Source organism: Nocardia sp. NPDC003482 (assembly GCF_053588115.1).
In genome coordinates, this window is sequence record NZ_JBSFPI010000007.1 from 19,025 (window position 1) to 32,793 (window position 13,769).

Annotated in this window: 13 protein-coding genes; 8 read left to right on the plus strand and 5 right to left on the minus strand. The window is 70.2% G+C overall.

The window, feature by feature from the left end:
- Positions 1-36: 36 nt before the first annotated feature.
- The 6 genes from ACWDSJ_RS12470 to ACWDSJ_RS12495 all read left to right on the plus strand — a co-directional run bounded on the left by ACWDSJ_RS12470 (position 37) and on the right by ACWDSJ_RS12495 (position 6,445).
- Positions 37-165, plus strand: coding sequence for a hypothetical protein (locus ACWDSJ_RS12470; protein WP_387358199.1), 129 nt, complete (start codon positions 37-39; stop codon positions 163-165).
- Positions 166-169: 4 nt separating this feature from the next.
- Positions 170-1,267: a YeiH family protein gene (locus ACWDSJ_RS12475; RefSeq protein WP_450031589.1), complete on the plus strand. Its 1,098-nt coding sequence runs from the start codon at positions 170-172 to the stop codon at positions 1,265-1,267.
- Between the two features lie 32 nt (positions 1,268-1,299).
- The gene (locus ACWDSJ_RS12480) at positions 1,300-3,099 is read left to right on the plus strand and encodes an ABC transporter substrate-binding protein/permease (RefSeq protein ID WP_387358195.1); all 1,800 of its coding nucleotides are present in this window, start codon (positions 1,300-1,302) and stop codon (positions 3,097-3,099) included.
- Positions 3,100-3,172: 73 nt separating this feature from the next.
- The gene (locus ACWDSJ_RS12485) at positions 3,173-3,910 is read left to right on the plus strand and encodes an amino acid ABC transporter ATP-binding protein (protein WP_450031591.1); all 738 of its coding nucleotides are present in this window, start codon (positions 3,173-3,175) and stop codon (positions 3,908-3,910) included.
- Between the two features lie 107 nt (positions 3,911-4,017).
- Positions 4,018-6,084, plus strand: a complete 2,067-nt coding sequence (locus tag ACWDSJ_RS12490; protein ID WP_450031957.1) for a PhoX family protein — start codon at positions 4,018-4,020, stop codon at positions 6,082-6,084.
- Between the two features lie 64 nt (positions 6,085-6,148).
- Complete coding sequence (locus tag ACWDSJ_RS12495) at positions 6,149-6,445, plus strand: hypothetical protein (RefSeq protein WP_450031593.1); 297 nt, start codon at positions 6,149-6,151, stop codon at positions 6,443-6,445.
- Here ACWDSJ_RS12495 and ACWDSJ_RS12500 read toward each other — a convergent pair.
- From ACWDSJ_RS12500 to ACWDSJ_RS12515, 4 genes are read right to left on the minus strand one after another with little or no spacing between them, the layout of a single operon-like run.
- A complete protein-coding gene (locus tag ACWDSJ_RS12500; protein WP_450031959.1) occupies positions 6,430-7,656 on the minus strand; it encodes a CHAT domain-containing protein in 1,227 nt (408 codons plus the stop codon). The two genes, ACWDSJ_RS12495 and ACWDSJ_RS12500, sit on opposite strands and share 16 nt — an antisense overlap.
- A gap of 29 nt (positions 7,657-7,685) precedes the next feature.
- On the minus strand, positions 7,686-9,143 hold the full coding sequence (locus ACWDSJ_RS12505; protein WP_450031595.1) for a tetratricopeptide repeat protein: 1,458 nt from the start codon (positions 9,141-9,143) through the stop codon (positions 7,686-7,688).
- 1 nt (position 9,144) lies between these two features.
- Positions 9,145-10,140 (minus strand): hypothetical protein, encoded by a 996-nt coding sequence (locus tag ACWDSJ_RS12510; protein WP_450031597.1) that lies wholly within the window; start codon positions 10,138-10,140, stop codon positions 9,145-9,147.
- Positions 10,140-11,441 (minus strand): hypothetical protein, encoded by a 1,302-nt coding sequence (locus tag ACWDSJ_RS12515; protein ID WP_450031961.1) that lies wholly within the window; start codon positions 11,439-11,441, stop codon positions 10,140-10,142. The genes ACWDSJ_RS12510 and ACWDSJ_RS12515 overlap by 1 nt, the downstream gene beginning before the upstream one ends.
- Before the next feature lie 147 nt (positions 11,442-11,588).
- Here ACWDSJ_RS12515 and ACWDSJ_RS12520 point away from each other — a divergent pair, with 147 nt between their 5' ends.
- Positions 11,589-12,128: a lipoprotein LpqH gene (locus ACWDSJ_RS12520; RefSeq protein ID WP_450031599.1), complete on the plus strand. Its 540-nt coding sequence runs from the start codon at positions 11,589-11,591 to the stop codon at positions 12,126-12,128.
- A gap of 3 nt (positions 12,129-12,131) precedes the next feature.
- Positions 12,132-12,932 carry a hypothetical protein gene (locus tag ACWDSJ_RS12525; RefSeq protein ID WP_450031600.1) on the plus strand — a complete coding sequence of 267 codons (801 nt, stop codon included), beginning with the start codon at positions 12,132-12,134 and terminating at the stop codon, positions 12,930-12,932.
- Between the two features lie 49 nt (positions 12,933-12,981).
- On the opposite strand, the gene ACWDSJ_RS12530 is transcribed toward ACWDSJ_RS12525, so the two are convergent.
- On the minus strand, positions 12,982-13,716 hold the full coding sequence (locus ACWDSJ_RS12530; protein ID WP_450031602.1) for a glycoside hydrolase family 25 protein: 735 nt from the start codon (positions 13,714-13,716) through the stop codon (positions 12,982-12,984).
- Positions 13,717-13,769: the final 53 nt, after the last annotated feature.

Here is a 13,769-nt window from a genome sequence, read left to right on the forward strand (position 1 = left end):
CCGATCTCGGACGATCGGCAGTGATGAGGAGTGATCATGAGTGAACCGGGCCCCGCGGAACGGTCCGCGCTCGCGCGGATAGGCGTCGACTGGTGGGCCGTCATCGTCGCCGGAATCATCACCCTCGCCGCCGTCGCCGGTGTGCTGCCGAGGATTCCGTGGTGACCCGATGACCGCCGAGACCACCACCGCCCCGCGCGCGAGCCGCGACCTGCTCGCCTATCTGCCCGGCATCGCCCTGCTGATCGTCGTCGGCCTGCTCGGCAAGTACACCCAGATCTGGGTGAACGACGCCGTCAAGGCCCACCACTGGCGCTTCCCCGATATCGAATACGTCCTGTGGGCAATCGTTTTCGGCCTGATCATCGCCAATACCGTCGGCGTGCCGAGGATCTTCCGCCCCGGCATCGGCACCTACGAGTTCTGGCTGAAGGTCGGCATCGTGGCGCTCGGCTCCCGGTTCGTGCTCGGCGACGTCGCCAAGCTGGGTGGGACGAGCTTCGTCCTGATCCTCATCGATATGACCGTCGCGGGCGCGATCATCCTCACCGTGGCCCGGCTGCTGGGCCTGTCCGGCAAGCTCGGTTCGCTGCTGGCCGTCGGCACCTCGATCTGCGGCGTGTCCGCGATCGTGGCGGCGCGCGGCGCGATCCGGGCCCGCAACGCCGAGGTGAGCTACGCGATCGCCGCGATCCTCACCCTCGGCGCGGTCGCGCTGTTCACGCTGCCCGCCATCGGCCACGGCATCGGCCTGACCGATCACGAATTCGGGCTGTGGTCGGGCCTGGCCGTCGACAACACCGCTGAGACCACGGCCACCGGGTACGCCTACTCCGACGCGGCGGGCAAGCTCGCGGTGCTGGTGAAGTCGACCCGCAACGCGCTGATCGGCTTCGTCGTCCTCGGTTTCGCGCTGTTCTGGGCCGCGCGCGGGGAGGCCGACGCGCTCGCGCCCGGTCTGCGGGCCAAGGCGGCCTTCGTATGGGAGAAGTTCCCCAAGTTCGTGCTCGGCTTCCTGGTCGTGTCGGCGATCGCGACCGCGCACTGGCTGGACAAGTCCCAGCTCACCAATCTCGGCAACGTCTCGCGCTGGGCGTTCCTGTTGACCTTCGCGGGCGTCGGGCTCAATACCGACTTCCGTGAACTCGGCCGCGCCGGCTGGCGGCCGCTGCTGGTGGCCGTGGTCGGGCTCGTCGTGGTCGCCGCCGTCTCGCTCGGGCTGGTGTTGTTCACCTCGCGGGTGCTGCACTGGGGCGTGGTCGGTTGATCGGGAATCGGCTCCGGCTAATGTTTCCGGCTATGGCACGTTTGCCCGTCTCGCGATCCCGTGCGCTGTTCGCGGTCGTCTCGGTCGTCGGCCTGCTGTTCCTCACGGCCTGCGGCTCGAACGGCGGCGAATCGTCGGCAAGTCGCGATCTGTGTTCGCCGCCGGGCGTCGCCTCGGCCTCCTCTGCGCCCACCAACCTGGCGTCGGGCGCCTCGGCGGGCGCGGACCGCTTCACCACCGCGAACACCGTCCCGCTGGATCGCGTCGACATCACCAAGCTCGGTCTGCTCACCCCCGGCAAGCTCAGCGTGGGCACGTTGTCGGACGCGCCGCCGAGCATCTGCGTGAACTCCCAGGGCGCGTTCACCGGGTTCGACAACGAACTGCTGAAGGCGATCGGCGCGAAACTCGGTCTCCAGGTGCAGTTCTCGGGCACCGAGTTCGCGGGCCTGCTCGCCCAGGTCGCCAACGGCCGCTTCGACGTCGGCTCGTCGAGCATCACCACCACCGACGCGCGCCGGCAGCTGGTCGGCTTCACCAACGGCTACGACTTCGGCTACTTCTCGCTGGTCGTGCCGAACGGCAGTGCGGTGAAAGGCTTCTCGGATCTGCGCCAGGGCGTGCGGATCGGCGTCGTGCAGGGCACCGTGCAGGACGAGTACGTCGCCAACACGCTGCATCTGGACGCGGTGAAGTTTCCGGACTACAACACGGCCTACGCGAATCTGAAGTCCGGCCAGATCGACGCCTGGGTCGCCCCCTCGGCGCAGGCCACCGGCGCGATCAAACCCGGCGATTCGACGTCGATCGTGCAGAACACCTTCAGCCTGGACAACTTCACGGCCTGGGCGGTGCGCAAGGACAACCAGCCGCTGATCGACGCGCTCAACGCCGGGCTGGACGCGGTCATCGCCGACGGCACCTACGCCAAGCTGTACGCCGACTGGGAGCCGCGGCCCTTCCCGCCGGGCTGGAAGCCGGGCTCGAAAGCCGTTGCCGCGCCGCAACTTCCGGACTTCGACAAGATCGCGGCGGAGAACCACAAGAGCGACACCCCGCAGAACGCGCCGAAATCCACCCTGGCCCAATTGAAGGACACGTTCTTCGACTGGTCGCTGTACCGCAAGGCGTTTCCCGACCTGTTCAAGACCGGCCTGCCCAATACGCTGATTTTGGCGCTGGTCTCGGGTGTGCTGGGCACGGTCATCGGCATGTTGCTGGCGGTCGCGGGCATCTCGCGCACGCGCTGGCTGCGCTGGCCCGCCCGGGTGTACACCGACATCTTCCGCGGCCTGCCCGCGGTGGTGATCATCCTGTTGATCGGCCTGGGCATCGGGCCGGTGGTCAAGAACGCCACCGGCAACAACCCGTACTGGCTGGGCGCGGTGGCGCTGGCGCTGCTGGCCGCCGCCTACATCGGGGAGATCTTCCGCTCCGGCATCCAGTCGGTGGAGGCCGGGCAGCTCGAGGCGGCCCGCGCGATCGGCTTCGGATACCGCCAGGCCATGACGCTGGTGGTGATCCCGCAGGGCGTGCGCCGCGTGCTGCCCGCGCTGATGAACCAGTTCATCGCGCTGATCAAGGACTCCTCCCTGATCTACTTCCTGGGCCTGCTCGCCACCCAGCGCGAACTGTTCGCCGTCGGCCGCGACCTCAACGCCCAGACCGGCAATCTGTCCCCGCTGGTCGCGGCCGGTCTGGTGTACCTGCTGCTGACCATCCCGCTCACCCACCTGGTGAACTACATCGACAAACGGTTGCGCACGGGCCGCCGGGAGAACGCGGCCGAACCGGTCCAAGAGGCGGTCGTCACGGAAGGTCGTGGGGCATGAGCGGTCAAGGCCCGGAGGAGGCAGCGTGCGTAACCACGGAGGGCCTCCGCTCGTGCCCGGAAGGACGCAGCGCATGAGCGAATTCCGTAGTTCGTCGCTGACCGGCACCGATCTGCATCTCACCTTGGGCGGCAACGAGATTCTGCGCGGCGTCGACATTCATGTGGACGCGGGCAAGACCACGACCGTCATCGGGCCGTCGGGGTCGGGTAAGTCGACGCTGCTGCGGGTGCTGAACCGCCTGCACGAACCCGACTCCGGCGATGTGCTCATCGACGACGTATCGGTCCTCGGCGAGAATCCGGACCGGCTGCGGCAGCGGATCGGCATGGTGTTCCAGCAGTTCAACCTGTTCCCGCACATGTCGGTCGCCGACAATGTGGCGCTCGGGCCGCGCAAACTGCGCGGGCTGTCCAAGGAACAGGCCCGCGCGGTCGCCCTCGAACAGCTCGAGACGGTGGGTCTCGCCGAACGCGCCGACGCCCGCCCGGCCAATCTGTCCGGCGGCCAGCAGCAGCGCGTCGCCATCGCCCGCGCGCTGGCCATGAAGCCCGAACTCATGCTGTTCGACGAGGCCACCTCCGCGCTCGATCCGGAGTTGGTCAAGGGCGTGCTGGCCCTCATGGCCGATCTCGCCTCGGGCGGCATGACCATGATCGTCGTGACCCACGAGATGGGCTTCGCCCGTTCGGTATCGGATCGGGTGGTGTTCATGGACGCCGGCCGGGTCGTCGAATCCGGTTCCCCCGACCGGATATTCGAGGCCGCCGAGACCCCGCGATTGCGGCAGTTCCTGGACCAGGTGTTGTGAGCGGATGACGTCCGACTAATTGGTCAGCGGTTCACCTGTTCGTCGTTGGGGACTCGCCTGGGCTGATTAGGGTTCGCGCAACCCTGTGAACCCTGGAGCTCCACGTGATCAAACCGCTGCCTCTGTTCGTCGGCCGGGACGGCCATCCCCGGCGCGCGGCCGTGACCTGCACTTACAAGTGCGGTAACGCCTGTTCCCACGAGGCGCCCAACACCTCGGCCAACGAGTACTTCGGCGATGTGGTCCGCGCGGCCCTGTCGCGGCGCGGCGTCCTGAAGGGCGGCGCCGCGCTCGTCGCGGCGATCGGTACGGGCGGACTGCTGGCGGCCTGCGCCGACGACGAGCCCGCAAAGACCGCGGCCGGAGGCACTCTGGTCGACGGCGTCCCGGTCGGCACCAACTTCACCCCGGTCGCGCCGAATTCCGAAGACGCCCTTATCATTCCGGACGGCTACGAGCACAATGTCGTGATCCGCTGGGGCGATCCGCTGTTCGCCGACGCGCCCCAATTCGATCCGGCCGCGCAGACCCCCGAGGCGCAGGCCAAGCAGTTCGGCTTCAACAACGACTTCGCGGCCCTGCTGCCCATCGAGGGCCAGCCCGACTCGTATCTGCTGGTGGTCAATCACGAGTACACCACCGAACCGCAGATGCTGCCGGGCTACAGCAAGGACAACCCCTCCGAACAGCACTTTCGCATCGCCCTTGCCGCGCACGGCCTTTCGGTGGTGCAGGTGCGCGGGGAGAGCCAGACCGGCAAGCTGACCCCGGAATTCGGCCGCTACAACCGCCGCGTCACCGGCAGCACCGAGTTCACGGTCACCGGCCCGGCCGCGGGCAGCGCGTACCTGAAGACCTCCGCCGATCCCACGGGCACCAAGGTGCTCGGCACCCTGAACAACTGCTCCGGCGGCGTGACGCCGTGGGGCACGGTGCTGTCGGGCGAGGAGAACATCAACCAGTACTTCGCCAACGCGGGCAAGGTCGCCGACGAACCGACCAAGGCGCGGCTCAAGCGCTACGGCTTCAATCAGGCTGCCTCCGAACGCAAATGGGAACTGCACGATCCCCGCTTCGATCTGGAGAAGGAGCCCAACGAGGCGAACCGGTTCGGCTGGGTGGTCGAGCTCGATCCGTGGGATCCCACCGCCGCCCCGATCAAGCACACCGCGATGGGCCGGTTCAAGCACGAGGCCGCCACCATTCACGTCGCGAAGGACGGAACCGTGGTCGCGTACATGGGCGACGACGAGCGGTTCGACTACATGTACAAGTTCGTGTCGTCGCGCAAGGTCGCCCCGGGCGGCACCGCCGCCGACCGCCGGAAGAACACCACGATCCTGGACGCGGGCACGCTCTACGTCGCCAAGTTCACCGGCGATCACCCGGACAAGATCGACGGCAGCGGAAAGGCGCCCTCCGACAAGGGTTTCACCGGCACCGGCCAGTGGATTCCGCTGCTGGTCACCGGCGAGGACGGTAAGGCCACCGCCAAGGTCGACGGTTTCACCGCCGAGGAGGTCGCGGTGTTCACCCGGCTCGCGGCCGACAAGGCGGGCGCCACCAAGATGGATCGCCCCGAGGACTTCGAGGCGAATCCCAAGTCCGGCAAGGTGTATGTCGCGCTGACCTACAACGAGCAGCGCGGCACCGAGGGCAAGGCCGCCGCCGACGAGGCGAATCCGCGTACCGGCAACAAGTTCGGGCAGGTCCTCGAGATCGACGACGACCACGCGGGCACGACCTTCACCTGGACCGTGCTCATGCTCTGCGGCGACCCGAAGACCGCCGACACCTACTTCGCCGGTTTCGACAAGGCGAAGATCAGCCCGATCGCCGCGCCCGACAACCTCGCCTTCGACGAGCACGGCAACCTGTGGATCGCCACCGACGCCTCGCGCGCCAACCAGGCCAACGACGGCCTGTTCTCGGTGGTGCTCGACGGCCCGAATCGCGGTGAGACCAAACAGTTCCTGACCGTCCCGTTCGGCGCGGAGACCTGCGGCCCCACGGTCACGAACAAGCGGATCACGGTGTGCGTGCAGCATCCGGGCGAGCGCGACGACGCGACCTTCGACAAGCCCGCCTCGCACTGGCCCGACGGCGGCGCCGGCCTGCCCCGGCCCGCGGTGGTCTCGGTGTGGAAGAAGGGTAACGCCGCCATCGGGGCCTGACGTCCGGCGAACTCCCCGCGAAGTCGTACCATGCATCGTCCATGACGATTTCGAGGGGAGTTCTATGACGACAGCACATGCTCCGCATACCGATCACACCCACCGACACGGCGAGGGATGTGGACACGTCGCGTTTCCACACGGCGACCATGTGGACTATCTCCACGACGGCCACGTGCACCGCGCCCACGACGATCATTTCGACGAGTGCGAGCCGGCCGGCCACCGGGAGCACGCCGACCACGCGCACGTGCACGGCGACGGCTGCGGCCACGTCGCGATCCCGCACGGCGACCACGTCGACTATCTGCACGACGGATGCCGTCACGCCGCCCACGAGGGCCATTACGACGAGCACTGAGGCGCGGGGCCCGCGGCATCGATGGTGGTGAAGGCCGCCCAGGACAGCGGCGTGTCGGCGGGTGATCCGGTGGCGCGCCAGGCGTTCAGGCGTTCGCGTTGCCAGGCGTTGAGGGCGTGGACCGGGTCGGGTCGCTCGTGCGCGGCGTCGATCGCGCAGATCGCCTCCCGCAACGGGTGCGCGTCTGTTCCGCCGAAACGCTGATGGGCCAGGTCGGTGGGCAGGGTCCAGCGGCTCGCCGTCACCAGTTCGGCGCCGCCGTGAATCATGGCCGCCACCAACCCGAGTGGTTCGCCGAAGCGCTGATCGCCGCCGCTCTCGCAGGCGATCAGCGCGACCCGGGCCGGAATCGGCCAGCGCTCGGGTCCGTCGAGATCGGTGCCGAGGATCAGGTCCAGCGCGGACAGCGGGCGGTGGTCGCGGATCGGTTCGGCGCGCCCGACCGTGTCGGCGGTGCAGGCCAGGTGCAGGCGGGCCTGTTCGGCGCGGCCCGATTCGGGGGCGGCGGCGGTCACGTGGCCCACGTAGAGCAGGCGGGACGCGCCCGCGCGCAGGGTGCGGCCGAGCCAGTCGCGGTCGATATCGGTGCGGCGGAACGCGTCTGCCGGTTCCGCGACCCGCGGCCGCAGCCGATCCGCGCGACTGTACCGCTCGACGCGCTCGAGAAGCGGTGTGGGAGCGGTCATTCGGCCCAGGACCGAGCCGAGCGGCGAGTCGGCCCGGAACCCCGGGACCCGGGGATCGAGGACGGCGACGATCGGCAGGTGCCGGGTGTCGGCCCAGCGGCGCGGGGTGCGGGTGGCGGTCAGCGCGATCGGCGCGAGCCGGCTGAGGTCGGCGAGGTCGAGCAGGCGCAGCGCCGGGTCGGGGGCGAGCAGTTCCCAGGGGATGTGGGCCACCCGGGGAGCGGGCTGGATGCGCAGGTGGGGCCGGACGCCCCGGGTGTGCAGACCGTGCAGGTCCACCGCCAGGCGGTAGGGCAGGAAGACGCGCGAAAGGAACTGGGCGAGATCGTTCTCGGCGTCGTAACGGGCCAGTTCCCCGGTGCGCAGGGCGGATTCGAGGCCGCCGGGTCGCGACGGGTCCGGCAGCGCCGCGGTGGTTCTCGAAACAGCCTGCCGCACTTGATCTTCCGGCACGATCCCCACCCCGCCCGGTCCGGTGCCGTCGCTCCAGCGCCAGGTGATGTACAGATCGCCCGCATCGGCCATGCGGATGTACGCGGTGGGTCGATCGGGGTTCACAGCGTCAGCACCAGGTCGTCACGGACGGGGCGGCCGTACCGCCGCTCGGCGACCGCGATGTGGTCGGCCAGGGCGATCCGGCCGTCGGCGGCGAAACGCAGTCGCGGGGGCGGGGATACGGCGAGTCCGGCGGCGTCGGCGGCGTCGGCCAGGGCCGCGCCCAGGCGGAGGGCGTCGGTGGGGTCCGGTGGCGGCGACGGCAGGGTGAACGGGAGTTCGGCGGCGGGCGGCGCGTCGTGCGGAACCGGAGTCGCTCCCGCACAACATGTTTCGACGAGGTCGGCGAGCAACCGCCCGTCCCCGGCCAGGCGGGCGAGCCGGAAGGCCAGCCGGATCGCCGGTTCGGCGAGGTGGCGATTCCATTCGTGACGTTGGTTGCCGTTGGTGAAGGTGTGCCGGACGGCATCGAGGGCCAGGGCGGCCGGAACTGCGAGAAGCACCGCACGGCGGGCGGTTTCGGGATCGGGGGAGGTGGCCTCGAGGAGCGCGGCGTGCCAGTAGTCGACCTGGGCGCAGTGCAGACCGAGGCCGCGCGCGGCGAACGCGCGGAAGGCGTCGGCCAGCAGCCGCTCGCCGTCCGCCGGATCGCCCGCGAAGGCGATGGTGGCCAATCGGATTCGTACCTCCGCCGCCTCGAGTTCGGCGCCCGCCGCCGTGAACGCCGCCAGGCTCTGTCGATATCGCCTCGCGGCCGTGTCGGTGTCGCCGTCGTGTTCGGCGAGGAAGCCGAGGGCCTTCAGTCCGATGCCCGCGCGCGGTGTGAGCCCCCGGCTCTCGAAATACTCCTGACTCGCCTCCAGCAACGGCCGCGCCGGTCCCGGAGCGCCCGATCTGATGTGCATCAACGCCAGATTCTGCCGGGTCTCGGCGACCCCGTTCTCGTCCCCGGCCGCGAGAAACGCGTCCAACGCCTGCCCCGCCATATCGAGCGCGAGTTCCCGCCGCCCGCTCTCGAAGTACGCCGCCGCGAGATTCATCAGCGGATGTCCGCCCAATTCGGGCGCGAAACGTGTTGTCAGGGCCAATGTTTCACGGCCCAGCTCGATCGCCTCCGCCCACCGCTGCCGATGGATCGCCACCGCGGTCGAGGACAGCAGACACGCCACCCGCACCGCCCCCTGTTCGGGATCGTCCCCGAGCGACTCCCGCGCCTCGGCCAGCGCCCGGCCCGCCCCGTCCAGATCCCCGAGGTGCTGCAATGCCTGGGAGAAGTTGATCAGGGTCGTCGCCCGCGTCGGGCCGGGCTCCATTCCCCGCAGCGCCTCCTCGAACCACCCCGCCGCGGCCCGATGGTCCCCGAGTTCGTCGGCCATACTCGCCGCGTTGACCAGCGCCGCCACCCGAACCCACCCCTCGCCGTCCCGCGCAACCGCCGCGAAGATTCGGCGCGCCTCGGCCACCTCCCCCCGCGCGTACGCGTCGGCGCCCGCCCGCAACTCCTCCTCGCCCGGCATGTCAGAAGTCGTCCTCCGCGGCGGCGGCGATCTCGGCCGACAGCGCGTCCGGAAGGTCCGACGCGGCGCGGCGGAGCCGATCGGCGGCGTGCGCGCGCAGGCGCCGGCGCGGCTCGGATTCGTCGCGGGGATCGGACCCGGCGGGGCCGACGCCCGGCACGAACAACTCGATCGTCGGCTCCGGAACCGTTGTGGGCAGCGGTGTTTCGCCGGTCCACACCTCGCCCACCAGGGTCAGTTCGATGGTGATCGGATCCGGGGTGTGCACGCGGACCCGGGGTTGTAGATGACTGTGGACAGCCGAGCGCAGCCGCGGTGCGGCGACCGCGCGGACGCGGAGGACGCTGATGTTCCGCTCGCGCCGCAGCTCCCACGAGACGGCCCGTTCGGACGCGTCGATCAGTCCGGGTGGGCAGCGTCGCCAATCCCAGTCGGCCGTTCCCCGGGCCAGGACCAGTGGGGCCGTAACGGTTTCGGGACCGGCCGCCAAGGCGTAGTCCGCGGCCCGCGGGGTCGCCGGAATCTCCCGCGCCACCGGAACGAACGCGTCCGCGCCCGCGACCAGGAGATCGCATTCCTCGGTGAGGGCGGCGATATCGCGCTCGAGCAGTCGTTCGTCCAGCGGCGCGATACCGTCGACGGTCGACGCGGGCCACCACCGCGCGGCCCAGTGCGCGTACGCCAGGCGACGGGCACTGGTCGCCAGGGCAGGAAGGCCGGGCCGGGCCGGATGCCGCGCCTCCGGGACGGAATCGGCCACGGCCAGGGCGATCTCCTCGCCGTACACGGCCCACAACCAGTCCTGGGCGGCCTTCGGATCGTCGATCGTCGCGGCCGGAACGTCCTGCCCGTCGAGCAGACTCCACGTCAACAGCCCGCCCTCGACCTCGAGGACGAGCGTATCCAGCGGCGGCACACCGTCATTCGCGACGGGCGCGGAGTAAGGCCCGATCACCATCGAATCGTCCGGTCCGGAACGCAGCTCCACCTCGGTCATCAGCTCGCCCTCGAGTCGAGCGAATCCGGTTCAGCGGCACCGGTATCGGCCGCCAGCGCCTGCTTCACCCGCATGCGATGGTCCAACAGCACCGACCGGGCGACCCCGTCGATCAGATCCCACAGCTCGTCGACCTCGAGGGCGAACTCGCGAACGTCGCGGCCGTGCAACCGAACCCACAACCGCCGCAGATACGGCCGCCACGGCGTACGCAGTTCCGCGGCGACCGCGGCCAAGGCCCCGGCGGCCGCCTCGTCGGCGCACACCGTCAGCCGCCGCGCCCGCAGCACGTACGCCTCCCGTCGCCACCGCCGGTGAATCACCCGCAGCGCCAACGCCTCCGGCTCGTCGTCCGTCCCCAATGGCGACAGACCCACCGCGAGTGCCGCCCCGGCCGCCGCTGTCAATCGCAGCGATTCGTCCAGCAGCGCCCACGGCGCGCAACCGCGGGCGACCTCCGCGGCCACCAGCTCGGGCACCGGCGGCAGGTCGGCGCGGTCCGTGCTTGCCTGCAATACGGTGAACACCCGCTCGTACACGGTCCGGTCGAAGGGCAGCGCGAGGGTGGCCGTCGACGCCGAGGCGCCCACCGAAGGCCGTTGCGGCGGTGCGTATTCGGTGAGTCCGAGATCGCGCGCCGCGGTCCCGGACCACAGCCGGATCCCGGTGTGCGTTCCCGCGCGCTCGGCCGACAACGCGGCCGCGAGTTTCCGCCCGTCGTCGCGACCGTCCGCGAGCCGGGCCGCGGCGCACACGTCCAGCAGGGTCCGCAACCGCGGGGCGAAATCGGTCGTCGAGGGATCCGCGAGGGGCCTGCGCGACCACGCCACCGCGAGCAGACTCTCGAGCTCGGCCCGCCGCTCGGGACTCGCGAGGTGCCGTTCGAGCGCCGCGGTAGTCCGGCCCGCCGTCGTCGCGTGCACCTCCCGCAGCACGTCCTCGGCGATCTGCCTGCCGCGCAACGGATCCGGGCGGCCCCGGGTCGTGGCCAGCTCGAAACAGCGCTGGAAGTACAGATCCTGCGGATTGCCCTCGGTGATCCGCGACGCCCGCCGCACCTGCTTGAACAGCGTGAACCACTCCGCCGTCGCCCGCAGCGCCGGGGCGGCCGACCGAATCCGGGTGGCCAGCAGGGCCGCTCCCTCGGCGGTCACCACCGGGCCCGCGCACGCCGGATGCTGCACCGGCCGCACCACCAGCGGATCGAGGATCAACTTCACGGTGCGGCTCAGCGGCCCACCCTGGGGTCCGCTGAGCGCCTCGACGCCCTCGATCCGGCGCCAGACCTCGTCCAGCACCATCGCGCGCGGTCGTCGCATACCGCCAGGTTAACCGACATTTCGGGAGCGCACGCGGCGAAAAACCTGGGATCGGTAGGGCGCGCGGCCTTCCTACCTTTCTCTCATCGGCACCGCCGCCCACGAGAACCACACGAAAGAGGAAACATCATGAACTGCACCATCATTCGCCGCAGCCTCATCGCCGCCGCGGCCACCGCCGCCGTCACCGCCGCCCTCACCGCCTGCGGCGACACCTCCGGGAGCGCCCCCGCCACCACCACCTCGAACGGCCCGGCCGCCCCGGGCAAGAGCACCTCGAACGTCTCGGTCGTGTCGGTCGACGGCAAGACGCTGAGCGGCGCCTTCCAAACCACCTGCGCCAAGCAGGGCGGCGTGCTCGCCCTCTCGATCACCGACGCCGCCAACGCCACCTACGGCAACCTCGCCGCCAGCGCGACCATCACCGGCGCCGACACCGTCCAGGCGGTCGGCATCACCGGCAGCAAGGGCGGCTCCGCGGGCCTGCCCTACGCGGTCGGCTTCGGCAACGGCCAGCCGGGCGGATCCGCGCGGGTCAGCAAGGACGGCAACACCTACCGGGTGACCGGCGAGGGCGTCGCCGCGCCCGATCCGGCCAACCCGCTCGCGGGCGTCAAGACGTCGACGTTCGACCTCACCTTCGCCTGCTCCACCATCGTCGGAGGCTGACCCGTGACCACGAAGATCCGCACCGGCACCCTCATCCTCGCCGCGCTCGCCATCGGGTACTACCTCTGGCACGGCATCACCTACCACGACCCGAACGGCTTCGGCGACGAATGGGGTTGGGTCGGTTGGCAAATGGGCCTGCCGATCATCGCGCTCACCGTCGTGCCGATCGTGTTCGCCTTCACCGGGGCGGGCATATTCGAGGCGTTCACCGGCAGGAACAGCTCCGCGTTCCGGGACGGCGCGATCGGCATCGGCACCGTCCGGGCGGTCCGTCAGACCGGGCTGACCGTCAACGATCAGCCCCAGGTGCGGCTGGACCTCGACGTCGAGGGCGAGGACGGGCAGACCTTCGCCTCGCACGCCAAGGTCATCGTCCCGCTCACCGAACTGGCGCTGCTGCGGCCCGGTGTGGTGCTGCCGGTGCGCTACCTGCCCGGCCGCACCGACCGGGTCGAACTGGACCGCTCCGGCGACTCCGCCCGCACCCAGGCCGCCTACAACGAGGCCATGATCCGGCGCGGCGTCACCACCCGCGACAAGCTCGACATCGCCGAACGGGGTGTCGCCGCCCAGGCGGTGGTGCGGTCGCTGTCCGCCCCGGGCGAGATCCGCGACGGGCACGTGAAGGTACTGCTGGAACTCGGGGTGACCCGGCCCGACGGCGGTGTCTTCACCGCGCGCACCGACAAGTTCGTCCCGCCCGCGGCCGTGCCCGCCCTCCAGGTCGGCCGGATCGTGCAGGTGCGCTACCTGCCCGGCCGGGAGGACGAGGTGGTGATCGCGATCCCGGTGAACAGCTGATCGAAAACCCTTCGGCCGCCGCGGGTTTCGCGCGGCGGCCGAAGACGTGTCAGCCCATGTTGGCGAACCGGGCGAAATCGCCCTGCGCGCCGCTGTACACGTTCAGATCGGTGTTGCCCGCGATCCCGGGGATGCGCCCCGAATCCGTGGTCTGCCAGAACGTCCACGTCGCCCAGCCGCCCGGCACCTCCGGCTGCTCGTTGCCGCGATAGTCGGCGATCCACAGCGGGTAGCCGGTGAACTCGTGCGAGTCGGCCATCGCCGTCCGCCAGAAGTTCGGATAGGTGTAGATGATCGGCGTCCGGCCCGTGAGCGCCTGCACGGTGTTCAGATAGCGGTGGGTCCAATCGATGAGCGCCGCCGGGGGCAGGCCGCCCGAATCCTCGAGGTCGAGCACCGGCGGCAGATCCAGCGGACCGTTCTGCCCCAGCACCACACTCGCGTACAGCGCGGCCTGCGGTTCGGGCGGCAGCGCCGGGCGCGCGTAGTGATAGGTGCCGCGCGCGACACCCGCCGCCCGCATGAGCACGCTGTCGGGCACGAAATAGGGATTGACGTAGGACAACCCCTCGGTCGCCTTGACCATGGCGAAATTGTTGCCCGAGGCGCGGACCTCGAACCAGTTGATCAAGCGCCCGTCGATGTGCTGCCACGACGACACATCGGGACCGGACGGCTCGGCGCTTGCCAGACCGGTTGCCGAGAGTAAGCCCAGCGTCGCCGCGAGCGGCAGCGCGAGCAGGGTGCGACGTACTTTGGAACGAGCCACTGCGCGTCGATGCATGGCTATCAGGGTAAGCAGCCACACCCGCCGCGGCCACGATTCGCGGGTGTGAC